The following is a 26,687-nucleotide window of genomic DNA, read 5'->3' as shown; positions in this document are numbered from 1 at the left end:
ATTAAACCAGCTACAATGTCCTATTGGCTCTATATCGTATTACTAGTACTAGGCATTTATGTGGGAATAAGTGTTTTACTTTATTTCTTGCAAGATTATTTGATGTTCAAACCTGAAAAACTGGACAAGGACTTCCAATTTCATTATGAAAACCAAGAAATAGAGGAATACAATGTTGAAACACGGGATGGAGCTACAATTAATGGACTTCATTTCAAATCAAAAGAGCCTAAGGGCGTAGTGTTTTATTTGAAGGGGAATTCTAAAAGTATGAAAGGCTGGGGCAAATTCGCCGTCGATTTCACCAGACATGGGTTTGACGTTATTATGGTCGATTACAGGGGCTTTGGTAAAAGTACAGGACGCCGAACCCAAAAGGCCGTCAAGCGTGACCTTCAAGTTGTTTACAATAAAATAAAAGAAAATGTTGATGAAAAGTATGTGATTCTTTATGGTAGATCTTTGGGGTCTGGTTTTGCCACCAAATTGGCTTCTATGAACAATCCGAGAATGTTGATTTTAGACGCTCCCTACTATAGTTTAAGTAAAGTGGCCAAGCGTTACGTGCCCTTTATGCCACTATCTATTCTCATTAAATTTCCGATGCCTACCTATAAATGGTTGAAGTATGTGCAATGTCCGATTCACATTATTCATGGAACTGATGATAAACTGATTCCTTATAAAACAAGTGTAAAACTTTCAAAAATCAAACCCAAGTTGACTACGCTACATTCCATTATTGGCGGTGGACATAAAAACTTAAATACATTTGAATACTACCATAAAGTTCTAGATGAAATCATTACTTCAAAACCAAAAAAGATTAACTTAGAAGGCTCAAGTATTCACGTAAAACATTCCTCGAAAACAGCTAATGCGTAGATTAAAAAAAATTGGTATTGTACTCGGTGTACTTTACTTGTTACTGGTCGTTTCGATATATTTTTTTCAAGAAAGACTTATATTTTTCCCCTCTAAAATGCCAATGCAGCATGAATATGAATTCTGTCAGCCCTTTGAAGAGTTCTTTCTCGAAACAAAAGACGGCGCAAAACTCAATGCGGTGCATATTCAAAATAATTCTTCAAAAGGAGTGGCCCTGTATTTTCACGGAAATTCAGGAAACGTATCACATCTTGGTCATGTTGCAAATCTGCTGACCAGTAAAGGGTATGATGCTATTTTGGTGGATTATAGGACTTATGGAAAAAGTACCGGAGAATTAAGCGAAGAAGCATTAAATGCTGATGCACAACTGTTTTATGAGTATGCGACAAAGCAATACGATGAAAATGAAATAGTATTGTATGGGCGTTCTTTCGGCACTGGTATTGCCTCTCGATTGGCAGCAAAGAACAATCCGTGTCGGTTGATATTGGAATCTCCTTTTTCTAGTGCCGTAGATTTGGGAAACCACCGTTTTCCTATTTTACCAGTATCATGGTTGTCTGAATTCCGGTTTCCTTCAACGGAATACATGAAAGAGGTAAAATGCCCTATTTATATTTTCCATGGTACCGATGACAAAGTAATTCCCTATAAATTTGCTCAAAAATTATACGAATCCATTCCCGGTGACGGAAAAAAATTCTATACCATCGAAGGTGTTGGTCATAATTACTTGCAAGATTACGAAGTCTTTAAAACGGGTATGAATGAAGCTTTAAAGTAAGGCTTAGTCAAACAAGCCAGAGGATAGATAACGGTCCCCGCGGTCACAAACAATAGAAACGATGGTACCACTATTTAAGGTTTCTGCTAGTCGAAGCGCTGCAGTAGCCGCACCGCCACTGCTCATGCCGGAAAAAATACCTTCTTCTTTAGCTAGTCTTCGGGCCATATCGCGAGCTTCTGTTTCACTTACTTCCAACACTTTGTCTACTTTGCTAGCATTAAAAATCTTCGGTAAGTATTCCTTTGGCCATTTACGTATTCCAGGAATCCTGGATCCATCTGTGGGCTGTACTCCGACTATCTGAACATTTGAGGACTGTTCTTTCAAATAGGTTGAAGTACCCATTATAGTTCCTGTAGTTCCCATAGAAGATACGAAATGTGTGATTTCACCTTTGGTGTCCTTCCAGATTTCAGGTCCTGTCGACTTATAATGCGCTTTCCAGTTGTCGTTGTTGGCAAATTGGTTCATCATAATACAACCTTCGTTTTTCACCTTACTTTCCGCATAATCACGCGCTCCTTCGATTCCATCAGGTGTCAATGTGACTTTAGCACCGTATGCACGCATCGTTTGAACCCGCTCTTTAGTAGCCTTTTCGGGCATTACTAGTTCTATGTTCAATCCGTAGATTCCAGCAATCATTGCAAGGGCAATACCTGTATTCCCGCTTGTTGCTTCTATAAGTTTTGAGTTTTTATCAAAATCTCCGCGTTCGAGCCCGCTTCTAATCATGTTGTAAGCGGCGCGATCTTTTACGCTTCCTCCAGGGTTATGACCCTCTAGTTTAAAAAGCAATCTAACATTTGTATTGGTGTTCAAAACCTTTGATTCTACCAAAGGCGTATTTCCTATTAAATCTAATAAACTATGAGGCATTTACTTGGGTTTTGATTTTGATTTCGGGAGTATGAAAAACGGTAGAATTTGCAGGGACAGAATCTGTTAACCAAGCATTTCCGCCAATAATGGAGTTTTCGCCTATAATAGTTTCACCTCCTAAAATAGTAGCATTTGCATAAATGGTCACGTTATTTTCAATCGTGGGATGGCGTTTTGTCTTTTGAAGGTTCTTTGCAACGAAAAGCCCCCCTAATGTAACTCCTTGATAGATCTTCACATCGTCTTTAATGATGGCCGTTTCACCAATCACCACCCCTGTACCATGATCTATATGGAAAGAATTTCCGATTACTGCACCTGGATTAATATCTACACCGGTTTGCCTATGCGCATATTCAGTCATTAATCTCGGAACCAATGGAAATCCTACTTGATACAATTCATGCGCTAATCTATATATAGCAATTGCGTAGAACCCGGGGTAGGCCATATAAACCTCCTCAATAGACAAGGAAGCTGGATCACAATTTACCGTGGCTTCTGCATCTAGATTTAAGAGTTCCAAAATAGTCGGCAGCTTCGCTACATAGTTTTCCCAAACTTTTTTACAAGGCCTCTCGGTGTCCCAACAAGCAAGGTGCACCAAGGAATCAAATTCAGTTTCTAGTTTGTCTAGATTAGTTTCTACTGGAGTTTCAATATCAAATAAGGTATAGAATAAGAGGTTGGTGAACACTTCCGTCCGCTCTTTTAGCTTATATCTTAGGTTAGGCTGTTTTTTGTGTTCTCGTATCTTTTGAATTATTAACTTTTTATCCATAGACTTACTAGGTTATTTCTAATAATCATCAATATTACAAGATTGGTTTTTTTTAATGGTTAACTTTAACTCAAATTTATACCAATTAAGTCGCATGCAAAACAGTGTAATTACTCCCGCAGTTTTCTCTTTTTTAAAAGAGTTAGAAAAGAATAATAATCGAGACTGGTTTACAGAGAATAAAAAAGAGTTCAAATCTTTAGAAACAGAAATGAAATCGTTTTTTAATACTTTGGGTGAAGAGGTAAGTACGCACGACAAAATTGAAAAGATAAAGGTTTTTAGAATTTACAGGGATATCCGTTTTTCTAAAAACAAGACACCCTACAAAATCAATTTTTCAAGTTCTTTGGCAAGAGCTGGAGCAAAGCTCAGAGGTGGTTATTATACGCATATAGAACCAAGAAATGCTAGTTTTATAGCAGCCGGGTTTTGGGGTCCTGAAAAGGAAGATTTACTTCGTATTCGTAAAGAGTTAGAATTAGATGCCTCTGAATTTAGAGCAGTAATTGGAAATAGAAAAATCAAAAATATTTGGGGAGATTTAATTGGTGATGAAGTAAAAACAGCACCAAAAGGTTTTGACAAAGAACATCCAAACATTGATTTAATTAGAAAAAAGCAGTTTATTTTCACAAGGAAGTTTACAGACAAAGAAGTCTTAGATCCAAGTTTTCTTCAGGAAGTAAGCAATTCATTTAAAGCTATACGTTCGTATTTTGATTTAATGAGCGACGTTTTGACGACCAATTTAAACGGGGAATCGCTTTTAGACTAAGACTACCTTTTCAAAAAATTGAATTTGATCTTGAATTCTTTTAATAACCATATTCATCATACGCTTATTTAATGCGGATGAATTTCCAGTGTACATTTCGTATTCTTCTACAGTAAATTGCCCAATGACCATTCCCTTAAGAGAATTACGAAGTTTAAGGTCTTTTTGAATCGCATGTGTGACATAATCAAGCCGTTTCTGAAGAGTTAACTCATAAAAGGTATTCTTGCGCTTCGCGATATAATTTTGAAAGGCAAAAAGGAACAAATCATTCTGTAGCTTGATAATAGGGCGGAGGGTTTCATTCTGAAAACGCTCTTCATGACTCATATTGTCGGTAATCTTTGCGGATGAAATTTGGGGACGGATCTTCTTAAGACTATGGGATCTTTCATTCATCATGTCAGGTTTTACATAAAGGTAGGTATTTAGGTGTGCACGTATTGGAAGTTCAATTTTAGTTTTTAACGGGGTTATGAACAGGGGTTTGATACTGTCTTGATAATGAGTATTTTTAGTGCAAATTGGAAGCATGAAATTCGGAAAAGTAGAACAACCTGAACGAATTGATTTTACTATGCCTGATGACCATCCGGATACCGAAGTGATCTTGGCTAAGACTAAGGATGATGGATCGCCCAGTATTTTCGTAGGATGCGCAAAATGGAATCGCCAAGACCTTAAGCAATTCTATCCTCGAGGTACAAAAGATGAGTTAGCGTATTATGCAACGCAGTTCAATTGCATTGAATTAAATGCAACTTTTTATCGAATCTTTCCAGCTGAAACCTATCAAAAGTGGTATAATAAGACTCCAGAAAATTTTAAATTTTTTCCAAAAATCGTTCAGAACGTGAGCCATTTAAGACGTTTAAATGATCAAGCCTATCCCATTCTTGATGAGTACCTTAAGGTCACTTCAAACTTAAAGGATAAGTTAGGTACAATCTTCCTCCAAATGCATGGAAACTTCGGGCCTAAAAATTGGGACAGAGTAGTGCGCTTTGTTGAGTATTGGCCAAAGGAATTTCAATTGTCTATGGAGTTTCGTCACACCGATTGGTTTAATGACGAAAAAGTAGCACAAGAACTTTATTATCTATTACAGGAGAACAATATATCAAACACATTGGTCGATACTGCTGGTAGGCGCGATATCATGCACATGCGTTTAACCAATAATGAAGCATTCATTCGCTATGTAGGTGCAAACCATACTACAGATTATTCTCGGTTGGATGATTGGGTAGAAAAACTTGCCGACTGGACGGACAAAGGCCTAAAAAATATTCATTTCTTCGTTCACCAAAATATGGAATTGGAGTCTCCGCTACTTTCCGTCAAGTTTATTGAAAAATTGAACAAAAAATTAGGCTGTAATCTACATATTCCTAAAACGCTTCACGATTCTGGTCCAACCTTGTTCTAAAGTGATTTTCTTAACTAATTTTGCCTCCTAATTCAGAGACTATGAGATTTCATACCAGAAAATGGGTAAAACCAGAAGATTTAAATGCCAATGAAACCTTATTTGGCGGTAAACTATTGGCATGGATTGATGAAGAAGCGGCCTTATATAGTATCATCCAATTAGAAAATAATAGAGTAGTTACCAAATATATGTCCGAAATAAACTTTATGAGTTCAGCTCGAAAAGGAGATATTATCGAAATAGGTATCGAAGTAGTCAAATTTGGAAAAACCTCACTCATCTTAAATTGTGAAGTCCGAAACAAGATGACCCGAGAGCCTATTATTACGGTTGACAATATTATCATGGTAAATCTAGGAGCAGATGGTAAACCGACTCCACATGGCAAAACTGAAATTGAATTCGTAAAGGACCGCTTGGACAAGTAGGTTTAGCCCTTTTACATACTTTTAGCTACTTCTTGAACCTCGTCTAAAACCCGCATTAGGTTTCCGCCCCAAAGTTGAGCGATTTCATCTTCGGTATAACCGCGTTTTACAAGCTCAAGGGTCACATTAAAGGTTTCGGAGGCATCTGACCAGCCTTCTATTCCGCCGCCACCATCAAAGTCCGAACTGATGCCTACGTGATCAATGCCAATGAGTTTGACCATATAATCGATATGATTCACGAAATCACCAACGTCTACGGCAGGAGGCAGCCCCCTCATGGTTTTAGTCTTTTCTTTTACCAGGCCTCTCACTTTCATATATCCCATAATATATTCATCACGCTCATCTGTAGGCAACGCCATAACTTCTTGACGGGATATAGATTCCATTCCCATAGAATCCATTACTACTTTTTCAATCTCTTTAATTTTCTCTGCCCGTGCCTCATGTTTTTCGGTATTCAAATACGAACTGAAAGCAACCGTTTGTACTACGCCGCCATTCTCTTTTAGCAATTGCAACTGGTCATCATCTAGATTTCTACTATGGTCACAAAGTGCTCGGGCAGAAGAATGAGAAGCAATAAGGGGTGCTTTTGAAAGTGCGATCATTTGATTAAAAGCTTCTTTGGATGGATGTGAAACATCAATCATTATTCCGAGTCTATTCATCTCTTTTACAGCATCTTTACCCAAATCACTTAAACCGTTATGTAACCATATACTATCCGTCTCTCCAGTATTTGAATCTGAAAATTGGCTATGTCCATTATGTGCTAGGGAGATGTAACGAGCTCCAAGGTCATAGTACTTTTGAAAGTTTGACATATCGGTTCCGATGGGGTAGGCATTTTCTACACCAATCATGGCGACTTTCTTTCCGGCAGCATCAATACGCTTAACATCTGCAGAAGTAAGTGCTATCTCAATTTTATCGGGTGCAATATCCTCGCAGAGCTTATGAATCGCATCAAATTTAGAAATAGCGTTATGCTTTGCTTTCGCATACCCTGAGTCAGTCAAAGAATCTTGACCGGTGTAAACAATCAGCCAGGCAACGTCTAAACCTCCTTCTTCCATCTTTGGAAGATTTACCTGCGTATCCAATCTTTGGGTATAGTTAATACTATCTGTAAAATTCTTCACATTAATATCATCATGAGTGTCAATTGTAATCACTTTTTCGTGAATCATTTTGGCACGGTCTTCCATGCTCATCTCTGTTTTTTGTTGAGATTCACCGCAAGAATAGGCTACTATTAAAGTCAATACTAAAAGGTAATTTTTCATTTTGTAAGAGTTTATACATACAAATAAAGCCATTTGACAACAATAATGGAAACCTAGATAACATTTAATTGTATAAACTCCTTTATTTCAAGACTTTTACGTAGAACCGTTAACAGAATTTTATAAACCAACACCACATTTTAATGTAAGAAAAGTATCAAACTATTTTTTTAACCAATCGTCCCCCCAGATAAATTGAACCCAAAAGACCTACTTTCCCAACTAACTCGTTTAGAGCACACGCTGAATGATTTCTCATTTGAAGAATTAACAGCTGCAGAAGCTGCTCACCTAAAGAAATCTTTCCAAACCTTTAGGGTTAGCCTAGAAAATAAAATTTTCACCCCTTCAAATTATATCGTAGAGCCTGCTGAAATTGATATTCAGGAAGATTCAAGATCTAAGAATCTGAAGAAAAACAATATACAATCTCCAAATGCTGACATGCTAGTAGCTAAGGTTAGCCACGAAATTAGAACACCACTTAATGGTATTATAGGGTTTGCCGACCTACTTAAGGAAGATAAACTAACCAAAACACAGTTAGAACGTGTTAACGCAATTCAAACCGCTTCGTACGGTTTGATGGAAATCATCAATGAATTACTTGAATATTCTAAACTGTCCGCTGGTTTAGAGCAGTTCGAATCCGTCGATTTTAACCTAAACAGTGTTGTCGATAACGTCGTGTATTTATGTGATACCCTTATAACGGACAAAAATGTTGAACTGTTAACCACTATTGACAATGAAGTCCCGGAAGGTTTAATTGGTGATCCATCCAAACTATCACAAATACTACTAAACCTGTTAGGTAATGCTGTAAAGTTTGTCGAAGAGGGTAGTATTCATTTAACTATTGAATTAAGGAAACAACGAGGAAATCAGCTATTTCTAGCATTTTCAATTGCCGATACAGGTATTGGAATTTCTAAAAATAGTTTAGATCATATTTTCGATTCTTACAAGCAAGCTGAATATGATACAAAGGCAAAGTACGGGGGTTCCGGATTGGGCCTAAGCATAGTCAAGCAAATCATTGATAATCTCGGGGGGGACATATCAGTGGATAGTAAGCTTGGAGAAGGAACGATATTTCGTTTCATGCTTCCCTATAAAAAGGGAAGCATCGAAAATATCGTCAAAAGAGATTCGACCATTTCAATCAACAGTGATGAACTGTTAGCTGTTAAAGGTCTACGTATTCTTGTTTTCGAGGATAATGTAATCAATCAAAAGTTGATTGCCCAACGTTTGAAATCATGGCAATGCAAAACCTATGTGACCGACAATGCCCTATATGGCTTGAATCTTCTCGAAACCAATCAGATTGACATGGTTTTGATGGATTTAAAAATGCCTGAAATGAGCGGTTTTGAAGTGACCCGCTTGATTCGCAAAAGTGAAATTGAATCTGTTAAACAGATGCCTGTAATCGCCGTCTCTGCTGACTTTACAGCTCAAGACCGCGAAAAGTGTCTACAACATAAAATCAACGATTTTATTTTAAAACCTTACAGTCCTGATGAATTGTTAACCAAATTGGTAAAACACAAAAATCGTATGAAAACAACACTCACATTAGAATCGCAAACTATCAATCCAGAAATAGAGGTGTATTCCGATGCTACCAAAATCAATCTTTCTATCATATTGGAAGATTGCCTGGGCCAAATGGACTTACTAGAAGAATTAGTAATGCTTTACAAGCAAAATGCCTTGGAGTTTATCGGTATTGTCAAACTAAATCTGGATAATGAAAATTTAGAGGAGGTCGCTTTTGCAGCGCATAAGATTAAATCAGGACTAGCGATGATGCAGTCCAAAAGTTTATACACCCTTGTTGAGCAAATTCAGAAAATATGTAAAACCAATGGTGACCGTAAACATTTGAATTTTTTACATAATTGTTTTGTTGAAGAATATCCGTTAGTAGAAAATGCCATCGACGAACAAATCAAAGCACTGAAGAACAATTAATATAATGAATAAGAAAAGGCTTTTACTTGCTGAGGACGATGAATTGCTGGCCGAGCTACTAAACTTCCGCCTTAAAAAAGGTGGATACGAAGTTAAGCTGAGCAGTGATGGTAGAGAGGTAAAAGAACACCTTGACGCGTATTCGCCCGACTTGATTATTAGTGATATTATGATGCCCTATTTCTCGGGAATGGAGCTTATTGATTATGTACGTAACGAATTGAATCTTAGCACTCCGATAATTATCATATCGTCGGCAGGTAATGAAGAGAATGTATTAACAGCCTTTGAATTAGGCGCAAACGATTTTATATCAAAACCGATTAGTCCTTCGGAATTGCTAGTACGAATAGAAAGAGAATTACAAAAAGTATAATTTGATTTTATACAGCCAAACATATAACCAATTACCCTTGATAACCGCCCCGCAAATCCATACGGATCTTTTGTGGGACCTATCATTCCTGTTTATTGGTTTGGCTGCCGTGTACTTCATTTTTGTTTTCTTCTACCGTAATCTTCTTTCCAAACGTTCTTGGCAAGTAAAAGAGCGAAAAAGAGAGCTTTCACCCATGATAAGTGAATTTCTTTTTTATGAAGATGAAGCATCTAAAGATGAGAAAAGCAACTATGTAAATCTAAAGATTGAAATCCGTCAATTGCTAAAAGATGATTTTAATCGCAAGGTACTATCCGAAGTATTGCTCGACCTAAGAAAGGACGTCTCAGGTAATACTCAAAAAAGACTTTTCAAGTTGTATCAAGATTTGGGCTTGCATAATGATGATTTTAGAAAATTAAAGAGTTGGCGTTGGGAAGTTGTTTCCAAAGCCATTCTTAATCTTACTCAAATGCAGGTTGCCGAGGCCTATACTTTTGTTACGAAATTCATTAATGATAAAAGAGCTACTATTCGCAAACAGGCAGAAATAGCCATTGTTACCCTAAAACCAGAGGGAATCAATTATTTTTTGGATACGACGAAATATAAAATTTCTGAATGGCAACAACTAAAATTGATGGACGTATTGCGGAATATGGAGGATTATCAACCTCCACGATTCAAGGCATGGTTGACGTCAACAAACCGTCATGTTGTGCTGTTTGCCTTGCGTTTGATAAAGTTTTACAATCAGAATGATGCCGATGCAGCACTAATCGAGTTAGTAAGACACAAGAACAATCAGATAAAAGAGGAAGCAATTGCCTGTATTAGGGAGTTTCGAATTGTTGAAGCACTTCCGACTTTAAAGTTGGTTTTCTGGAAAAGCTCCATAGATGTGAAAATTTCAATTCTAGGCGCAATCGGGGATTTAGGAGATGATTCGGATATTGAGTTTCTACAACTCATTGAAAAAAAAGAAGCAAATTTTTCAGTTCGAAGCAAAGCACATAGCAGTATCAATGCCATAGTACCAGATAGCATTATGCCTTCAAAAGGTGTTGTAAACTCAGCGAAATATACCATTCCTGCAGATATCAAAATAAAAGAAGTGGAGGAGGAAGAACTGGGAGAAATCAATATTGATGCGAATTTAGAAATTGGAATTTCAAATAATAGCATTGAAGATATTGAACTGGTAAATGATACTAAAAAACAGGAAATAGAAGAAGTTGCAAATCTAGAATGGAATCCCATAAATGAGACCATAGACCCAATACACGTAACAATTGATAATGAAGTTAAGACCGATGCCATGATGGAAAATCAAGATTCTTCAAATCAAGAAAATGGAGAACCCATTTTTGAAGAACCCTCATTAAATAATAATGAAACCTTGTCTTTTGACTTCTTGCCACTTGTTGTGGAAGAGCTTTTAGAAACCGAAATGAATAATGTTGAAAATGACGCAAAGATTGATTTGAATGATATGGTTGTGCATTTTGAAGAGGTCATTATTCAAAAAGAGAAGCCTTCTTTGGAAATCACAGCGGAAGAAATTGCTTTCCTACCCATTGTTACTGAAATGATTGAAGAATCATATGTAGTTGACTCTATTAAAGACCAATCCGAACATATAGCCTTTGTTAACAACATTGAAATCACATTTGAAGAAATCATAATTACTTCTAAAGATTTGACAAAAATACCACTATTAGACTATTCAGAATATAGCACAGCTAAGATTTTAGATACCACCGTTGTCTACGATGAAATTTTAGTAAGTGACAACGAGGACCAAATCGACCCGTATTTTCTATCAGTTTCACCTGATAGCCCCCAAGAAGATACTATGGATTCAAAATCCAATGTAGATCATGAACCATTACAACCCTATGACAAGATGGAATCTCAAGAGGAGCAAAATTTTAAAAAGATCATCAAGGACCTCATCGATTTTAATGTTAGCGAACCTTCCGAAGAAACGGATATGGAAACGCACGATTGGCCTTTGCTAGAATTTGGAGATGAATTTGTGGATACAAGTAAAACTTCTGAAACCAATTCCGAAGAAAATTCGAAAGAAGGTGAAAAAGTTTCCGATGCAGAAATTGAAGAAGTTTCGGCCAAGGTGAAACTGACCATTCCCAAAGCAATTTTAAGTGATGAGATTTTCGATGAAATTATTGATTTAACAGATAACACAGAGGAATCTCGTATGCAATTGCTTGACGATTTAGCTGAAATGGGTGATGAACGTGAGCTTCCACTTTTAAATGAAATGCTGGTAAATGAGAAGTACACAACCGTAAAGGACCGGGTAAAAAGTCTTATCGAAAAATTTTCTGCGCAAGAAGAAAAACCAGAACCAGATACTTTATTAAAGCCTTTCAATGTGTTCGAGGATTTATTTCGAACATGCGATACCGAAGCCAAACTTATTCTTATGGATGAAATAGTTGCTGTAGGCGATGAGGGCGAAATAGATTTTTTAGAAGGTCTTTTGGAGAATCAAGAAAAAGAAATTAGTAATAAGGCTGCCCAAGTACTCGAAGAGCTTAAAGCCAAGCTAATCGTTTCTGATGAAAATAGTTCAGTTGAAACTCCTTCAATGCCTATTGATAAAAAAACGGTCGAGAAAATTGAGGTTTTAATTGAGGAGGAAACACTTGCCGAATACGATTCTTTGATGGAGGAACTACAAATTCAACCACCTCAAACTTCAGAAATTTTTGATTTGACTTTTGAGCTAACAGAACCTTTGACAACGATAGTTAAAGAAAAAAAGAACATGCAAACTCAGAAAAGCAGTAATCAGGAGTCACTTTTCGGACAAATCTGCGCATTCTCAAGCAAAATCATCGAAAAGTTGAATGGATAGTGGTATTTCAAATATCGTTTTAGATTATATAAACATTGTCTTCTTTTTGTTTACGCTAGTGTTGTTTACCATGTTTACGGCAATGGCCTATTTTTCTACCCGAAATTCAATTCATTATAGAAATAAGAACAGCTTTAATGAACTTTCAAAGGTAATGGCTTCACCCTTAGCACCGAGCATAACGATTATCGCTCCTGCTTATAACGAAGGGCTTACCATAGTTGAGAACATTCGTTCTTTAATGTCTTTAAAGTACGTGAACTACGAGGTAATGGTAGTGAACGATGGGAGTAAAGATGACACTTTACAGAAGATGATTGACGCCTACGATTTGGTGAAAATTGAACAAGAAATTGACCCGGATTGGAAGAGTAAGCCCATTCGAGGAATTTATAAATCACCTCACAAGGCTTTTTCAAAACTTACGGTAATCGATAAAGAAAACGGAGGAAAATCGGATGCTCTTAATACGGGGATGGCGCTGTCATCAAGCAAATATGTCGGTTGTATTGATGTTGATTGTTTATTATTACCAGATGCCTTGCTACATGTGGTAAAGTCTTTCTACCGTCGTTCTGAGAAAAAAGTAATTGCGGTTGGTGGTGTAATTCGTGTCGCAAATTCTTGTGTTATTGATGGAGGTCGACTTGAAGAAATTCGTTTGCCAAAAAACTGGCTGGCTAAATTCCAGCTTTTAGAATATACACGTTCCTTCATACTGGGTAGAATGGCTTGGGGAAGAATCGATAGCCTATTGATTATTTCAGGTGCCTTCGGCTTTTTCGACCGTGAAATAGCCCTAGAGGTTGGTGGATACGACACCGCAACTGTAGGAGAGGATATGGAAATTATTTTCAAAATGCGTCGTCATATGCATGACCAAAAAATTCCGTACACTATTGAATATATTCCGGACCCATTATGCTGGACAGAAGTTCCTGAGGACCTTAAAATATTGGTCAATCAAAGAGACCGATGGGCGAGGGGCAACCTAGAAACACTGTTCAAGCATAAAGATATGTTCTTCAATTCCAAATATGGGAGACTAGGTTTATTGAGTTATCCTTATTGGTTTTTCTATGAGTGGCTCGCTCCACTTTTAGAGTTTTTCGGACTGATTACCATCGTTTTATTCTGGTATTTGGGAATTTTGAATTGGGATTTCTTTATAGCGATTACAGCAACCGTTTACCTGTATTCAATCATGTTCTCTTTTTATGCAATTCTCTGGGACACTTATTCTTACAACGAATACAAGAAAACCAAAGACATTTTAACGCTCATGTTTTGTGCTATAATCGAACCTATAGTTTTCCACCCAGTTGTGGTATGGGCCGCGGTGCGCGGAAATTATAAAAAATTGTTCCGAGTGAAGTCCGGTTGGGGTTCACAAGTACGTAAAGGTTTTGCGAAAGCAACTTAAAACTCAACCATGAATACAAGTAAATTAGATAGATATACCTTAAAACAATACACAAGATTGATTATCTCATTCTTTGTGGTTTTGTTGGTACTGACGACCTATCAATACACGACACTATATTTCAAAGGAGTCGTGGATATCATATTTGGCTCCAGTTTTTTCAATGCTGCTGTACATCAAATTGGGTATGCCTCTTTGATTGGTGTAATTCTTGCTTTTCCCTTTAACTTTTGGGAAAACCTAAGACCCAGATATGGGTTTAACTTGGTTTTCGTCGTTCTGATTCTTCTGCTGATTATTGAGGCGATGCTGATAAGTTACTATTGCACAGCTTTGGTTCCTTTAGGGTCAGATTTATTAGGCTATAGTTTTTCGGATATTAAAATGACGATTGCCAATTCGGGTGGTATGTCTATTTCATTGTTCGTAGGAGTGGTGGTAATCGTGGGGATGTTCTTCGGATTGTACAAAGTGACTTCGAAATACTATCACTTTATAAGTAAGATGTATCCGTTTACGATTATTCTGTTCAGTCTATTTATCATGACGCTTTTCATGGAAGGGAAGCCGATTAACCAGAATAAGACACAGTACTTAGCGCTGAATTTATACGATACCTCAACGGAAGATACTTCTTATAAGGCCGATGTTGAATATCCTCTGATAAAATCCCAGCAGATAGAAAATGTGCTTGGAGAATATTTTGAACTCAAAGAGGAGAAACCCAATATCGTATTTGTCATGGTTGAAGGTTTAGGAAGGGATTTTGTAGGAGAAGGAGCAGAGTATGGGGGATTCACTCCCTTTTTAGACGACTTAAGCACCAAATCCTTGTATTGGGAAAACTGTTTAAGTAACACAGGAAGAACTTTCGGTGTATTACCATCCCTAATGGGTTCACTTCCTTTTGGAAAGAGTGGCTTTATGGAGTTGGAGAAGTATCCAAACAAACTTACGCTCTACAGTATTTTGAAAAATAATGGATATCATACATCCTTTCTACAAGGAACCAATAGTTCTTTTGATAATGTAGATAGATTTCTACTCAGCGAAAATGTGGATTACGTATTGGACAAATCCGGATTCGGAAACCAATACACTTTACAAGAAGAAGATGCAGCAGGTTCCACATGGGGATATCCTGATAAAGAACTATTCAAGAAAAGTATGAGTATCCCAAGAGATGCCAACCAGCCTCGTATGGAAGTCTATATGACTATTAGCACTCATGAACCTTTCTTGCCACCTAGACAGGACTACTTTGAGAATGAGGTGGAAAAAATATTGGCAAAAGGAAAGCACCAAGGAAAAATCAAGAAGGTAATTGAGAAAAATGACAATGTTTTTGCAACCTTACTCTATACAGACGACGCCTTGAAATATCTTTTTGAAGAATACAAAAGGCAACCCAACTATGACAATACGATTTTTGTTGTTACCGGTGATCATAGATTGATTCCCATTCCGCAGCGAAACAATCTGAGTCGTTTTCATGTGCCTTTGATGATTTATAGTCCGATGTTGAAGAAAACCAGAAAGATGAGTGCTTTGAACTCTCATTTTGATGTCACCCCAACACTATTGGCTTTACTCGAAGGAAAGTATGAACTCAAAACTCCTAAAAAAGTGGCCTGGATGGGGAGTGCACTTGACATGAATGAAGGGTATAGGTCTATCAAAGACATTCCCTTAATGCGTAACAAAAATGAACTTAAGGAATTTGTTGATGGAGAAAAACTCTTTTCCGATGGTTCGGTTTATGATATCGATGAAAATATGGATTTAGGCACTTCTTTTGGTGGTTCAAAAGGAGAGTCTAAGTTAAAGAACTTCAAGGCTATGAACGCCTATGTCACGACAAACGATAAGATTATACCTAAAGACATGGCTGTCTTTGCAGTAAAGGAAGAAAAATTCACCGATAGTGAAATCATTTGGTTGAATAGTGTTTATGATGGACAAGATTCAGACCGAGGTTATTTCATTGCAAGAGACTTTGCCTTTGACAAAGAATTTGATAAAGCCTTATTGTTATGCAGATATATCTTATCCATGGCTCCGAGCCATATTGATACCAAGATACTTACCGGAAGGGTTAATGTTTGGCAAGGGAATTATAAAACCTCTATAGGTATTTTACAGGAATGTATTAAAATGAATCCAAATTATATCGATTCGTACGCCGCACTTTTTGACGTATACTTTTGGTCTGACAGGCATTTGGAGGCTTTAGAACTAGTTGATCTTGCACAGCAAAACAGTTCTAGCGTAAATGAAATTTCAGATAAAATTGCTCGGGCAAAAAGACAGGCAAGAAAGAATGGAGTAAGCTTGACCAAAAAAGTGCCCAAAGAACAAACAAAAGAAACCGCAGAATTAGTATTTGAAGAATAATGTCCCTAAAAAAACTACATAGTGTTCTGTTCTTCGGGTTGCTTTGCTTTATTGGCAGAAGTCAAGATATCGCCTATCATGATGTGAATGACACCCCTTATACCAAGGCGCATAAGCTCGCTTATGAGGGCAAGCATAAGAATGCAAAAGATATACTTGTGCAGTTGGTCGCTAAAAATTCGGAAGATCTAGATGCACGTACTCTATTAGCTAGTACCTATAGCTGGAATGGCCAATATACCAAAGCGAGGGATGAATTTAACAAAGTTACCTCTGTTGAACGAACCAATAGTGCCGTTTGGATTTCATCCATCAAGAACGAATTATATGCCAACCAAAACCCCACAGCTTTGGGATTGGCAAATAAAGCTTTGTTCTATCTAAAAAGCAATACGGAAGTCGAAAGGCTACGCAAAATGGCAATAGAACGAATTCAGAACAAGAAATATCCGGAGTTGGGATGGCACAACACAAAATCACCACTTAAAACAAAAGTTTCTAAAAAGAAAGCAAAGAAAAAAAATACGCCAGAGGAGAAAGAAGTAAAACCAGAAATAAAAGATACAAAACCTGAAAATGCAAATGAAGCTAAAACACCGGTTGCCAAAGAAGTATTGAACAATCGAATTGCCATTCGGAATGCATTTACTGTATTCGACCAACGCTATGACCCTGCAATATATTCAAGTGTGTCACTAAGACGGCAGACCCAAGCAGGCAGCTTGATTCCAAGAATCAACTACAATAATCGCAATGGACAACATGGAGTACAATACGATTTGGACTTCTACCCTAAGTTCTCAAAACGTTTTTACGCGTACTTGAATTATGGGTATTCAAATGCTACTATTTTCCCAAAGCACAAATTCGGAGGAGACTTGTACGTAAACCTACCTGGTGCCATGGAGTTTTCAGCTGGAGCTAGATATATTAGCTTCGCTTCCCGAAATGTAACCGTGTATGCCAATTCAATTGGGCATTACAGAGGTAATTATTATTTTTCCCTACGCTCATATGTTCGCCCAAAAGAAAACGATTTAATCGGAATATCTGGTAATCTACTCGTTCGTAAATATCTGAAAGACGCCGAGAACTTCTTTGGAATTAACGTCGGTATGGGCTATTCTCCAGAACTACGTCAGTTGATTTCGGGGGATGAATTGTTGGCAGAAACACTACTATATGTTGAATCCCAACGTTTAAGTCTTGAATACCAATTTACTGGTAAGAGCAATACAAATTCGTATCGCGCTAACATGGGTGTAACGCGTCAAGAATTTGCATTTGCGGCTGGTGAATACTTTTTTGGCGTTTCAGCCGGGTTGACCTATCAAGTGAAGTTTTAGGTTGTCTGGTCGAGCGCAGTCGTGACCTAATTACCTGTATTTTATCTAAGAAAGGACCTCTCGACTGTGCGCGAGGAGACCAAGATGTTTCCAATAAAATTTAGGGCTATTTCGACAACTTCTTTTCTTCAGAATCAAACACCCACTTATCAGCATACATCCCATAAACGAGTCCGATTTCGTTCTCCTGAACGTATTTTTCGTCCTTACCTGGATCAAAGTTGACATTGTAGACGTAAACTTTAATTCCAGCTTCTTTTAATTGCAACATCAACTTCGTTTCGTTAGCAATAATTCTTCTGGAAAGCGCAACGTACTTTACGTTGTTGACTTGAAGATAATTGATTTTATTACCTTTTAATTTCATCAAAGGAGTTTGCGAAATCATGGGTTGAATACCATTCCTTGAGGCTTCTTCAATGGCCATTTGACTAAAGAGTTCCATAACAAGTCTGTCTTTGTCTACAAACTGATTGGCGAAAGCTATAGGATCGTTTACCTTATCGGTAACAAGTGTGGCATCTGGATGCGCCGCAAACCAGGCATTGATTCCCTTTAAATCAAGCGTTGTATAATCACCGTATATTTTATGCTTCATGAATTCCGCATGACTAGGTGGAAGTGCTCCAGAGTAATCCGTAAATCGCGCCCACATTTTCCAGTCGTGTGCAGCGACGAGCTTTCCATCCGAAGTCTCAATAATGTCCAATTCGAAAAGACGAAAGCCTTTTTTGTAGTTCTGGTCTAAAGCATCCTTGGTGTTCGTAGACTTGATTCCGTTTACCTCACCACCTGCATGAGCGATATACCGATTGTTGTTCGGTTCAAATTCGTAGCGTATTCTGGGAAAGTAAATTTCGTTGTCCGATATATTTTCCGGAATATTCAATTTGGCAGTTGCTGTGATATCATCTACACTTTCAAAAATTTGACCTTTGAAATTATGCATGATGTAGGCTTGCCTACTTTTCAATGTACTAAGTTTCAGGAATCCCAATTCGGCTAATTTTCCGGATTGCTGTATCAAACTCTTCGCTGCAGAATCATGAGCTAAAATGGCAAACTTTGAATTCGAGCTTAGCATTTTCTCTAAAACTTCAACCATTTTTTCCGAGGCCTCTATATTGGAATGTGTATCGAAAGTCCTGTGTTCAAATTTTTTGGAAGAATTAAAATGGATAATTGTCAATCCGCGCCCTGTGTCTTCCGATTGTCCGGCAATGGTAAATCCACTTCGTTTCTTTGCATTAAAACTATTGCTATTCAATTCAACAATAGGCGATTCTATAAGAACAGTAGTATGTTTATTAGTCTCTGCTGCAGTCGCCGTATGTATAAAACTGAAACTTATTAAAAAATACAGCAGACCTTTTGATATGCTTTGAAGGAAAGATTGTCTTGCTATTTTCATTTGGGAATTCAATTTGGGAGAAAGCCTAGTTTCAACTTCCTCGGACTTGAATAAGTAAATAACGTATTTAAGTGTTTCTTATTATCCGTCAACACCTTTAAAAATGAGGCAGGAGCTACATTTAACAGCTGAATAAACTCTTGGATAAATGATCAATCTCTGTATAATGAAGTTACCAGTTATACGAAATCAACATGTGATTAAATCAAAGCTGTCAAAAACATCGACGAACTACACTCCATATTTGTGGCTTTTAAAATCTTTTCTATTTAATTCCCTTGTTTCGCAACAAAAATTAAAGCGTTCACCACAATTAATTGTTTTCCCTGAACGTTATAGAGATATTGAGAAAGAATTATTGAAAACCCAAACGCAATAAACTTAACCAAAACTAAACTACTATGCTTTACGATACTTACGGCGAGGAGTACCTAACCTTCCTACAAGAATTAAATGAAATTTTAAGTGTAAACGAATTAGCAGAGTTAGACTATATGTAGTTTACTTTTCACAAAATTAAAAACCCCAAATCATGGCACAGAATTCAGACAACGCAGCGTATTTAAACTTCATTGAAAGTTTAAATGAAATCTTAACCGATTACGAAATCAATAAATTGAACTATTCTTAAACGGTAGTTCCCTTTATACAAAAGCGCCTCAACATTAGTGTTAAGGCGCTTTTTTTATGGTTAGTTTGAAGTTATCCCAAATAGGTCTTCAATAATTTACTTCTTGAATTGTGACGCAATTTACGAATCGCTTTTTCACGAATCTGACGCACGCGCTCACGAGTCAGGTCGAAGGTTTGTCCAATCTCAGCCAAAGTCATCGATTGTTGATCTCCAATTCCATAGTACAATTTTACTACATCAGCCTCCCGTGGAGACAAAGTTTCCAAAGCACGAACAATCTCAATGTTCAATGATTGTTGCATTAAATCTTTATCTGGTCTTGGTGATTCTCCTGATCTCAATACATCGTATAAGTTCGAATCTTCCCCTTCACGAAGTGGTGCATCCATTGATACGTGTCTTCCGGAGTTTTTCATTGACTGTTTTACCTCACTAACGGTCATCTCCAATTCCTTAGCGATTTCCTCTGCAGAAGGTGGGCGTTCATTGGCTTGCTCTAAATATGAAAAGGTTTTCTTGATTTTATTGATCGAACCAATCTTGTTCAATGGCAATCGAACTACTCTTGATTGTTCCGCCAAAGCTTGGAGAATGGATTGACGAATCCACCATACGGCATAAGAGATAAATTTAAATCCTCTAGTTTCATCAAAACGTTTGGCAGCTTTTACCAAACCTAAGTTACCTTCATTTATTAAGTCGGGAAGTTTCAATCCCTGATTCTGATATTGTTTTGCTACTGAAACGACGAATCGTAGGTTAGCTGTAGTTAGTTTTTCAAGGGCCCATTGGTCACCCTCACGAATGCGCTGCGCTAATTCAACTTCTTCCGCAGCATTTATTAAATCGATTTTGCTGATATCTTGCAAGTACTTGTCGAGTGATTTTGATTCTCTGTTCGTTACCTGCTTGATAATCTTTAGTTGCCTCATATATGTTTTTGGTGTTTCGGTGTTCTACAAGACATCATAATACATTTTTATCCCCTCTTTTCCAAAGACATATAGATAATCTTATACATAATTTATTACAAAACCTTGTTAAACCTCTACTTCATTGCGTTGGCGGTGTTTTGGATTTGGATGAACAGTCTAAAGCGTTTTGAGCATGATGAATAATTGAAACGCAAAAGCTATTTTTGAAAGACAAATTCATGAGATGAGTAAAAGAGCTTTACAGAAATATTTAGCAGAACTAAAGAAAAAAGAACTGGAAGAACAGTTGATGGATTTGTACCAACGCTTCCCTTTGGTAAAGGAATACTATGACTTTGTATTTAATCCGAAAGAAGATAAGTTGATTCAGCAAGCGAAGACCAAAATCTCAAACGAGTATTTTCCAATTAAGCGAAAACGCCCTAAGGCACGACGTTCTGTTGCACAAAAGTTTATCAAACATTTTAATAAACTTGGAGTTGAACCGAATTTAGTGGCTGATGTAATGCTTTTTAACCTTGAAATCGCACAGTCTTTCTCAATGGATAGAAACGTGCCTGATGCCTTTTTTAAAAGCATGGCCAATAGTTTTACGGAAGCTGTTCAGTTCATTTCCATAAACGGATTGCTGCCGGATTTTAAGGAAAGAATCGTAAAAGTATATACCATAACACAAGAGCAAAATTGGTTGTTTGAGGAAGAGTTTAATAGGGCTCTGGATATCATTGATTAGTCTAACTTTCGTTTGAGCTTGCGCTTGAACTTGAACTTATTTTTATGAGCATAGTAATCATACGGCAAGACGATAAAATTGAACTTTGGAAAAAAGCACTGCAAGAAGCTGCTCCAGATATCAAAGTGTATAGTTATTTGGAGGAGCATCCGGTTGATGAAATTGATGTAGTATTAGTCTGGAAGCATCCGAAAGGAACAATAGCAAAATATCCCAATCTCAAATACATTGCCTGTAGTGGTGCAGGGGTGGACTTTATTTTTGAGGATGAAACGGCTCCTACAAATATTCCCATTACACGGGTTGTAGATACAATGCTGGCAAGTGACATGTCCGAATATGTCATTGCAGCCATCTTTAGCCACATAAAGCGGTTTTACGAGTATAAAATCAATCAAATAAAATCCCTTTGGAACCCTAAGCAATACCACCGCATTGCTGATTATACGGTTGGAATTTTGGGTCTAGGTGCTTTGGGGGCTGTATTAGCTAAGGATTTAGTCCGGTTTGGATTCAAGACACAGGGTTGGTCAAATTCCAGAAAAGAAATTCCCGAAGTAACAGCATTTGCTGGACAGGAAGAACTTGGTGAGTTTTTGGCAATGTCGGAAATCCTGGTTTGTTTGCTTCCCTTGACCGATGAAACCTCAGGTATTTTAAATAAGGAACTCTTCAAACAATTACCAAAAGGTGCATTTGTCATCAATGCCGCTAGGGGCGGGCATTTGGTGGATAAAGACTTAATAGAAATGTTGGACAATGAACATTTATCAGGGGCGACTTTAGATGTTTTCCATCAAGAACCTTTGTCCTCAGGACACCCCTTTTGGAAACATGAAAAAATACACATCACACCGCACTACGCCAGTGTTTCAGATACAGCATCTGTAGTCCCGCAGATTATCGAAAACTATCATAGAATGCAAAGGGGAGAGAGCTTGTTGAATTTAGTTTCTACTGAAAAGGGCTATTGAAAATGGTGTTGCCTTAGCAACATAATTCATTAAAATTGTAGAAATCCCAATATTAAATTTCGTCCAAGTGTAAAAATCTGTTAGTTTTGCAAAATTCCCCCCGCATCAAATTTTTAACAAGAATTCAAAAGAAAAGAGAACTACTTGGAAGTACAAAAGGAGACAAAGGAAAAAACCTTATACGACTATCAGATTGAAGATTTAAATAAAATTTTCAAAGCACTTGATGAGTCCGAAGCAGGTTCCAATATATTATATCAATTACCTACTGGGGGAGGAAAAACAGTTGTTTTTTCCGAAATCGCTCGAAGATATATCGAACAAACCGGTAAAAAGGTAGTTGTACTGACCCATCGTATTGAATTAAGCATTCAGACCTCTAACATGCTTAGCGGTTTTGGGGTAAATAATAAAATTATCAATAGTGAAGTCAAAGAACTTCAGGACCAAGATGAATTTGCTTGCTTTGTAGCAATGGTAGAAACGCTTAATAATCGCCTACAAGAGGAGAAAGTTGAAATCAATAATATTGGTCTTGTCATCATTGATGAAGCACATTACAATTCCTTCCGAAAGCTTTTCAAATACTTTGAAAACTCATTCATTTTAGGAGTGACAGCAACTCCCTTGAGTTCGAACATCAAGTTACCCATGAAGGACAACTATCAGAAGTTGATAGTTGGTGAGTCTATCGCTGCTTTGATAAAGCGGAATTTCCTTTCAAAAGCCAACGTTTACAATTATGATGTAAGCCTTCAGAACTTAAAGTTAGGTATCAATGGGGATTATACGGTAAAGTCGTCTGACGAGCTATACGGCAATCAAAACATGCTGAGCAAGCTAATGACGGCGTATAATGAAATTGCCAAGGGAACCAAAACCTTGATTTTCAATAACGGGATTAACACCTCCCGTTACGTTTACGAGACCTTTAAGAAAGCAGAGCTTCCTATCCGTCATTTAGACAATAAAAATAGTGCTGCAGAGCGTCGTGAAATATTGGATTGGTTTTCGAATACGCCCAATGCAATATTAACCTCTGTGAGTATTTTAACTACAGGCTTTGATGAACCAACTGTAGAAACCATCATCCTAAACCGAGCTACCCGCTCACTCACTTTGTACTTTCAAATGATTGGTCGTGGTTCGCGTGTACTTCCAAATAAAAAGGAATTTACAGTGGTGGATATGGGGAATAATGTTGCACGTTTCGGTATGTGGGATGCGCCCATCGATTGGCAAGAAATTTTCCATTTCCCGGATTTCTTTTTGGAGAATATCAAGAATGACGAGGATATTGAACGGGAGTTTATATATGAAATGCCAGCTTCATTACGTGAAAAATTCTCAAAGTCAGATAATATTGAATACGACGTAAAGGCAGAGTATAAGAGAATTTTTGCTTTAGGACAGAAGTCTAAAACCGTGCTTGAAAATAGTATCGAACAGCATGCTCAAATCTGTGTTGAAAATGCCGAAGATGTCTTTGATGCACGTATTCTAGCCAAACAGCTGAAAGAAGAAATTCAGTATCGCGTTCGCCAATATTCCTATTGTATCATGAACAATACAAAGAATTACAAGGAATGGCTCGAGGAGGATTATGAACGTAAACTGCGTTCAAATATCTCAAAGAAGTTTGCGGCTAGGATGTAGATGTCAGTATGCCGTTAGTAGTAGGAAGTAGGCAGTTATTCTGAAACAACTACTGCTGTCATATCGAGCGGAGTTGAGATCTTAGAAACATCGAACTTCAATATTCACTATTTTGGCTTTCAAAAGACTGCTTACTAGCAAATGACTAAAAAACATCTCCTCATAATAGCACTAGTCTGGCCTGAACCCTCTTCCACAGCAGCGGGGAACCGAATGCTACAGCTCATTCAATATTTTCTGCGTAAGAATTATCAAATTACAATGGCAAGTACAGCAATCGAATCTGAACTTTCCATTGATTTAGATACTCTGGGTATTCAAAAAGCATCCATACAACTAAACCATTCCAGTTTTGATGAATTTGTGACCCAGTTGAATCCTGAAGTTGTTTTGTTCGACAGATTCTTAACGGAAGAGCAATTCGGTTGGCGGGTTGCTGAGTTCGCCCCCAATGCACTCCGAATTCTCGATACCGAAGACCTACATTCCTTAAGACAAACACGTGAAAAGTGTTTTAAGAATAGTATTCCCTTTTCTACTGATGCTTGGCTGAATGAGGGTATTACGAAACGGGAAATTTCAAGTATCTATCGTTCTGATATATCGTTAATTATATCTCTCTATGAGATGTATTTATTAAAGGATGTACTTCGTATGGATGAGTCTATTTTGATATACTTACCTTTTCTATTGGACCCCATTTCTAAGGAAGAAGAACAAACTTGGAATAGCTTCGAAAACCGAGTAGATTTCAGTTGTGTAGGAAACGGGAAACATGCTCCAAATGTAGATGCGATAGTTTGGTTAAAGTCCGAAATCTGGCCTTTGATTCGAAAGCAATTGCCAAAAGCCAATCTAAAAATCTACGGTGCTTATTTACCTGAGCGTATTCGACAAATGCATACTGAAAATGAAGGCTTTTTAGTAAAAGGTTGGGCAGAAAATGTAAACGAAGTTTTCAATCAAGCCAGAGTTAATTTGGCGCCTTTACGATTTGGGGCCGGACTCAAAGGAAAACTAATAGATGCTATGCAGAACGGGACTCCTAGTGTAACAACTTCAGTAGGAGCAGAGGGCATGCACGGCGATTTAGATTTTAACGGTCAAATTGCGGAAACATCAGAAAATATCGCTGCTTCCGCAATTGAGCTATATAAAAATCAAAGCCTTTGGGAGGAAGCACAAACCAATGGATTTGAAATCATCAATACGCTTTACGACAAATCCGTTTGGATTGAAAAGTTAGATGCAAAAATAGGTTCGGTTCAAAAAGATTTAGAAACCCACCGTAAAAACAACTTTGTTGGCGCAATACTTGGGCACCAAACCATGGCAAGTACGAAGTATATGTCCAAATGGATTGAGGAGAAAAACATATGATAAACTAATTCAGTTTTCTTTGTTTTACTTCCCTAATGATTTTAATACCGATAAGCAGCATTAGTAAGGAAATAATATTTTGAACTATTCCGAATTGTTCACGTAAATGCGATTCAGTGAGGGTAGTATCTATTTCTAAAACTATCCATAAAACCAATCTAATGCTAGCCCAAAGAATAATTAGTATTGCCCAAAAACGTATGATATGTCGATGGACTTTATTACATCTTGTAAAACTCCAACCCAAAATAATGATTGCAATAGTTATAAAAAGGATGGGCACGTAACTACCAATGGAAGCATAGGTAACCCCCTTGACTAAAAAGAACAGCACTGAAAGGCCTAGAAGTGAATACAGCACTTTAGAAGAAGCCATTTGTTTTAAAACACTCATTCTTCCATTAATTTTTTTAGAACCTCGTACACCAACTCAGTCGATGTCGTGATGTAATCAAAATTTACCGTCTCATAGGTATCGTTTTCAGTGTCTTTGTAGGGTGCATAGTCACCTGAGGTAAGTTCATCGGTCAATCCTACAGCGTTAAAACCTAAATCTAAAAATGGTACATGGTCGCTTGAACCAACGCTAGTAATAACAATGGGAATATTCAATTCTTTACCAACTTCTACATACGTTTTTTCTAAAAGGTCGCTCGGTAATCCCAATTCTACGGCATTATCACCATCGCGGTCCCAGCCCATGGTATCCATGCTGTGCACGGAATGGACATTGAACTCCTCTTTTTTCAGTTTTTGTGCAAAAGCTTGGCTTCCTACAAGATCTTCTTCCTCCTGATCAAAATAGACCAAAATCACATTTGCATTTCTTTCTTTCAGCATTGTAAGTTTTCTAAGTACCCCAAATCCTATTGCGATTCCAGAGGCATTATCTATAGCTCCCGGGCAGTTTCGCTCCGTATCAAAGTGGGCTCCAATCACTAGATAGGCATCACTTTCATTCGTTGAAGGTAAGGTGGTGTACACATTGGCACCTCTATAAGGTTCAAAAAGCAAATCTATAATCGGATTCACATTCGGACGGGTATATTCTTGCAATTGAGGTGTAAGGTCAAGGGATTCGATTACCTTCGATAAGTAGTCCCTGGTAAGTTCACGTTCTTCTTTGGTACTCCGATGCGGAATCCTTCTACCATCTTCTGGAATTTGATGACCACTCAATTCAGCAATGACTTTTTTCTGTGCTTCCAGTAGCTCATTGTTTTCTTGGGCCATCGTTTGTTGAACGAAGAGCGAAAGCATCAGAAAAATAGCCGTTTTTATCATTGA

23 protein-coding genes are annotated in these 26,687 nt (G+C 37.5%); 15 read left to right on the top strand and 8 right to left on the bottom strand.

Going from position 1 to position 26,687, the window contains the following annotated elements:
- The first annotated feature begins 15 nt into the window (after positions 1-15).
- Positions 16-885, top strand: a complete 870-nt coding sequence (locus FEE95_RS12930) for an alpha/beta hydrolase (RefSeq protein WP_138658372.1) — start codon at positions 16-18, stop codon at positions 883-885.
- A complete protein-coding gene (locus FEE95_RS12925; protein ID WP_138658370.1) occupies positions 878-1,675 on the top strand; it encodes an alpha/beta hydrolase in 798 nt (265 codons plus the stop codon). The genes FEE95_RS12930 and FEE95_RS12925 overlap by 8 nt, the downstream gene beginning before the upstream one ends.
- Positions 1,676-1,678: 3 nt before the next feature.
- Here FEE95_RS12925 and cysM read toward each other — a convergent pair whose 3' ends face one another.
- On the bottom strand, positions 1,679-2,557 hold the full coding sequence (cysM, locus tag FEE95_RS12920; RefSeq protein ID WP_138658369.1) for a cysteine synthase CysM: 879 nt from the start codon (positions 2,555-2,557) through the stop codon (positions 1,679-1,681).
- Positions 2,547-3,341 carry a serine O-acetyltransferase EpsC gene (epsC, locus tag FEE95_RS12915; RefSeq protein ID WP_138658367.1) on the bottom strand — a complete coding sequence of 265 codons (795 nt, stop codon included), beginning with the start codon at positions 3,339-3,341 and terminating at the stop codon, positions 2,547-2,549. Before epsC ends, cysM begins: the two co-directional genes overlap by 11 nt.
- Before the next feature lie 94 nt (positions 3,342-3,435).
- Here epsC and FEE95_RS12910 point away from each other — a divergent pair, with 94 nt between their 5' ends.
- Positions 3,436-4,119 carry a DUF2461 domain-containing protein gene (locus FEE95_RS12910; RefSeq protein ID WP_138658366.1) on the top strand — a complete coding sequence of 228 codons (684 nt, stop codon included), beginning with the start codon at positions 3,436-3,438 and terminating at the stop codon, positions 4,117-4,119.
- On the opposite strand, the gene FEE95_RS12905 is transcribed toward FEE95_RS12910, so the two are convergent.
- Complete coding sequence (locus FEE95_RS12905; RefSeq protein ID WP_138658606.1) at positions 4,111-4,518, bottom strand: glyoxalase; 408 nt, start codon at positions 4,516-4,518, stop codon at positions 4,111-4,113. The genes FEE95_RS12910 and FEE95_RS12905 overlap by 9 nt on opposite strands.
- Before the next feature lie 133 nt (positions 4,519-4,651).
- Between FEE95_RS12905 and FEE95_RS12900 the strand changes: the two genes are divergently transcribed.
- Both FEE95_RS12900 and FEE95_RS12895 read left to right on the top strand, forming a co-directional pair.
- The gene (locus FEE95_RS12900) at positions 4,652-5,548 is read left to right on the top strand and encodes a DUF72 domain-containing protein (RefSeq protein ID WP_138658364.1); all 897 of its coding nucleotides are present in this window, start codon (positions 4,652-4,654) and stop codon (positions 5,546-5,548) included.
- A gap of 41 nt (positions 5,549-5,589) precedes the next feature.
- The gene (locus FEE95_RS12895) at positions 5,590-5,979 is read left to right on the top strand and encodes an acyl-CoA thioesterase (RefSeq protein ID WP_138658362.1); all 390 of its coding nucleotides are present in this window, start codon (positions 5,590-5,592) and stop codon (positions 5,977-5,979) included.
- 11 nt (positions 5,980-5,990) lie between these two features.
- Here the strand turns inward: FEE95_RS12895 and FEE95_RS12890 are convergent, their stop codons facing one another.
- Positions 5,991-7,271, bottom strand: a complete 1,281-nt coding sequence (locus FEE95_RS12890) for a dipeptidase (protein WP_138658360.1) — start codon at positions 7,269-7,271, stop codon at positions 5,991-5,993.
- 195 nt (positions 7,272-7,466) lie between these two features.
- Between FEE95_RS12890 and FEE95_RS12885 the strand changes: the two genes are divergently transcribed.
- Genes FEE95_RS12885 through FEE95_RS12860 form a run of 6 tightly spaced genes read left to right on the top strand, consistent with a single transcriptional unit; the run spans position 7,467 to position 17,677 of the window.
- Positions 7,467-9,251, top strand: a complete 1,785-nt coding sequence (locus FEE95_RS12885) for an ATP-binding protein (RefSeq protein WP_138658358.1) — start codon at positions 7,467-7,469, stop codon at positions 9,249-9,251.
- Between the two features lie 4 nt (positions 9,252-9,255).
- On the top strand, positions 9,256-9,627 hold the full coding sequence (locus FEE95_RS12880) for a response regulator (RefSeq protein WP_138658357.1): 372 nt from the start codon (positions 9,256-9,258) through the stop codon (positions 9,625-9,627).
- A 1-nt stretch (position 9,628) separates the two neighbouring features.
- Entirely contained in the window at positions 9,629-12,514 is a 2,886-nt protein-coding gene (locus tag FEE95_RS12875; RefSeq protein WP_138658356.1) for a HEAT repeat domain-containing protein, read from the top strand.
- Positions 12,507-13,937, top strand: a complete 1,431-nt coding sequence (locus tag FEE95_RS12870) for a glycosyltransferase family 2 protein (RefSeq protein WP_138658354.1) — start codon at positions 12,507-12,509, stop codon at positions 13,935-13,937. Before FEE95_RS12875 ends, FEE95_RS12870 begins: the two co-directional genes overlap by 8 nt.
- Positions 13,938-13,946: 9 nt before the next feature.
- Positions 13,947-16,331 carry an LTA synthase family protein gene (locus tag FEE95_RS12865; RefSeq protein ID WP_138658352.1) on the top strand — a complete coding sequence of 795 codons (2,385 nt, stop codon included), beginning with the start codon at positions 13,947-13,949 and terminating at the stop codon, positions 16,329-16,331.
- Positions 16,331-17,677: a YaiO family outer membrane beta-barrel protein gene (locus tag FEE95_RS12860; RefSeq protein ID WP_138658350.1), complete on the top strand. Its 1,347-nt coding sequence runs from the start codon at positions 16,331-16,333 to the stop codon at positions 17,675-17,677. Before FEE95_RS12865 ends, FEE95_RS12860 begins: the two co-directional genes overlap by 1 nt.
- Before the next feature lie 106 nt (positions 17,678-17,783).
- Here the strand turns inward: FEE95_RS12860 and FEE95_RS12855 are convergent, their stop codons facing one another.
- Both FEE95_RS12855 and FEE95_RS12850 read right to left on the bottom strand, forming a co-directional pair.
- Positions 17,784-19,088 (bottom strand): interleukin-like EMT inducer domain-containing protein, encoded by a 1,305-nt coding sequence (locus tag FEE95_RS12855; RefSeq protein ID WP_138658349.1) that lies wholly within the window; start codon positions 19,086-19,088, stop codon positions 17,784-17,786.
- A gap of 702 nt (positions 19,089-19,790) precedes the next feature.
- The gene (locus FEE95_RS12850; RefSeq protein ID WP_138658348.1) at positions 19,791-20,654 is read right to left on the bottom strand and encodes a sigma-70 family RNA polymerase sigma factor; all 864 of its coding nucleotides are present in this window, start codon (positions 20,652-20,654) and stop codon (positions 19,791-19,793) included.
- Positions 20,655-20,880: 226 nt separating this feature from the next.
- Here FEE95_RS12850 and FEE95_RS12845 point away from each other — a divergent pair, with 226 nt between their 5' ends.
- From FEE95_RS12845 to FEE95_RS12830, 4 genes are all read left to right on the top strand, one after another.
- A complete protein-coding gene (locus FEE95_RS12845; protein WP_138658347.1) occupies positions 20,881-21,390 on the top strand; it encodes a DUF6155 family protein in 510 nt (169 codons plus the stop codon).
- Between the two features lie 44 nt (positions 21,391-21,434).
- Complete coding sequence (locus tag FEE95_RS12840) at positions 21,435-22,364, top strand: 2-hydroxyacid dehydrogenase (RefSeq protein ID WP_138658346.1); 930 nt, start codon at positions 21,435-21,437, stop codon at positions 22,362-22,364.
- A gap of 144 nt (positions 22,365-22,508) precedes the next feature.
- Positions 22,509-24,020: a DEAD/DEAH box helicase gene (locus tag FEE95_RS12835; RefSeq protein ID WP_138658345.1), complete on the top strand. Its 1,512-nt coding sequence runs from the start codon at positions 22,509-22,511 to the stop codon at positions 24,018-24,020.
- Between the two features lie 141 nt (positions 24,021-24,161).
- A complete protein-coding gene (locus FEE95_RS12830) occupies positions 24,162-25,400 on the top strand; it encodes a glycosyltransferase (RefSeq protein WP_138658344.1) in 1,239 nt (412 codons plus the stop codon).
- A gap of 4 nt (positions 25,401-25,404) precedes the next feature.
- Here the strand turns inward: FEE95_RS12830 and FEE95_RS12825 are convergent, their stop codons facing one another.
- Together FEE95_RS12825 and FEE95_RS12820 are read right to left on the bottom strand one after the other, a co-directional pair.
- The gene (locus tag FEE95_RS12825) at positions 25,405-25,794 is read right to left on the bottom strand and encodes a hypothetical protein (RefSeq protein WP_138658343.1); all 390 of its coding nucleotides are present in this window, start codon (positions 25,792-25,794) and stop codon (positions 25,405-25,407) included.
- The gene (locus FEE95_RS12820; RefSeq protein WP_138658342.1) at positions 25,791-26,684 is read right to left on the bottom strand and encodes a M28 family metallopeptidase; all 894 of its coding nucleotides are present in this window, start codon (positions 26,682-26,684) and stop codon (positions 25,791-25,793) included. Before FEE95_RS12820 ends, FEE95_RS12825 begins: the two co-directional genes overlap by 4 nt.
- Between the last annotated feature and the right edge of the window lie 3 nt (positions 26,685-26,687).

This window comes from Maribacter algarum (ex Zhang et al. 2020), assembly GCF_005885635.1.
GTDB lineage: Bacteria > Bacteroidota > Bacteroidia > Flavobacteriales > Flavobacteriaceae > Maribacter_C > Maribacter_C algarum.
The sequence above is the reverse complement of the archived record's forward strand: the minus strand, read 5'-3'. Positions and strand labels throughout refer to the sequence as shown.

Bases quoted from the DNA above. Each gene is read 5' to 3' on its own strand.
- FEE95_RS12855 (WP_138658349.1), bottom strand. From the start codon at position 19,088: ATGAAAATAGCAAGACAATCTTTCCTTCAAAGCATATCAAAAGGTCTG.
- FEE95_RS12895 (WP_138658362.1), top strand. From the start codon at position 5,590: ATGAGATTTCATACCAGAAAATGGGTAAAACCAGAAGATTTAAATGCC.
- FEE95_RS12825 (WP_138658343.1), bottom strand. From the start codon at position 25,794: ATGAGTGTTTTAAAACAAATGGCTTCTTCTAAAGTGCTGTATTCACTT.
- FEE95_RS12870 (WP_138658354.1), top strand. From the start codon at position 12,507: ATGGATAGTGGTATTTCAAATATCGTTTTAGATTATATAAACATTGTC.
- FEE95_RS12830 (WP_138658344.1), top strand. From the start codon at position 24,162: ATGACTAAAAAACATCTCCTCATAATAGCACTAGTCTGGCCTGAACCC.
- FEE95_RS12850 (WP_138658348.1), bottom strand. From the start codon at position 20,654: ATGAGGCAACTAAAGATTATCAAGCAGGTAACGAACAGAGAATCAAAA.
- FEE95_RS12900 (WP_138658364.1), top strand. From the start codon at position 4,652: ATGAAATTCGGAAAAGTAGAACAACCTGAACGAATTGATTTTACTATG.
- FEE95_RS12860 (WP_138658350.1), top strand. From the start codon at position 16,331: ATGTCCCTAAAAAAACTACATAGTGTTCTGTTCTTCGGGTTGCTTTGC.
- FEE95_RS12925 (WP_138658370.1), top strand. From the start codon at position 878: ATGCGTAGATTAAAAAAAATTGGTATTGTACTCGGTGTACTTTACTTG.
- FEE95_RS12845 (WP_138658347.1), top strand. From the start codon at position 20,881: ATGAGTAAAAGAGCTTTACAGAAATATTTAGCAGAACTAAAGAAAAAA.
- FEE95_RS12840 (WP_138658346.1), top strand. From the start codon at position 21,435: ATGAGCATAGTAATCATACGGCAAGACGATAAAATTGAACTTTGGAAA.
- cysM (WP_138658369.1), bottom strand. From the start codon at position 2,557: ATGCCTCATAGTTTATTAGATTTAATAGGAAATACGCCTTTGGTAGAA.
- FEE95_RS12905 (WP_138658606.1), bottom strand. From the start codon at position 4,518: ATGAATGAAAGATCCCATAGTCTTAAGAAGATCCGTCCCCAAATTTCA.
- FEE95_RS12865 (WP_138658352.1), top strand. From the start codon at position 13,947: ATGAATACAAGTAAATTAGATAGATATACCTTAAAACAATACACAAGA.
- FEE95_RS12880 (WP_138658357.1), top strand. From the start codon at position 9,256: ATGAATAAGAAAAGGCTTTTACTTGCTGAGGACGATGAATTGCTGGCC.
- FEE95_RS12890 (WP_138658360.1), bottom strand. From the start codon at position 7,271: ATGAAAAATTACCTTTTAGTATTGACTTTAATAGTAGCCTATTCTTGC.
- FEE95_RS12820 (WP_138658342.1), bottom strand. From the start codon at position 26,684: ATGATAAAAACGGCTATTTTTCTGATGCTTTCGCTCTTCGTTCAACAA.
- FEE95_RS12930 (WP_138658372.1), top strand. From the start codon at position 16: ATGTCCTATTGGCTCTATATCGTATTACTAGTACTAGGCATTTATGTG.
- epsC (WP_138658367.1), bottom strand. From the start codon at position 3,341: ATGGATAAAAAGTTAATAATTCAAAAGATACGAGAACACAAAAAACAG.
- FEE95_RS12910 (WP_138658366.1), top strand. From the start codon at position 3,436: ATGCAAAACAGTGTAATTACTCCCGCAGTTTTCTCTTTTTTAAAAGAG.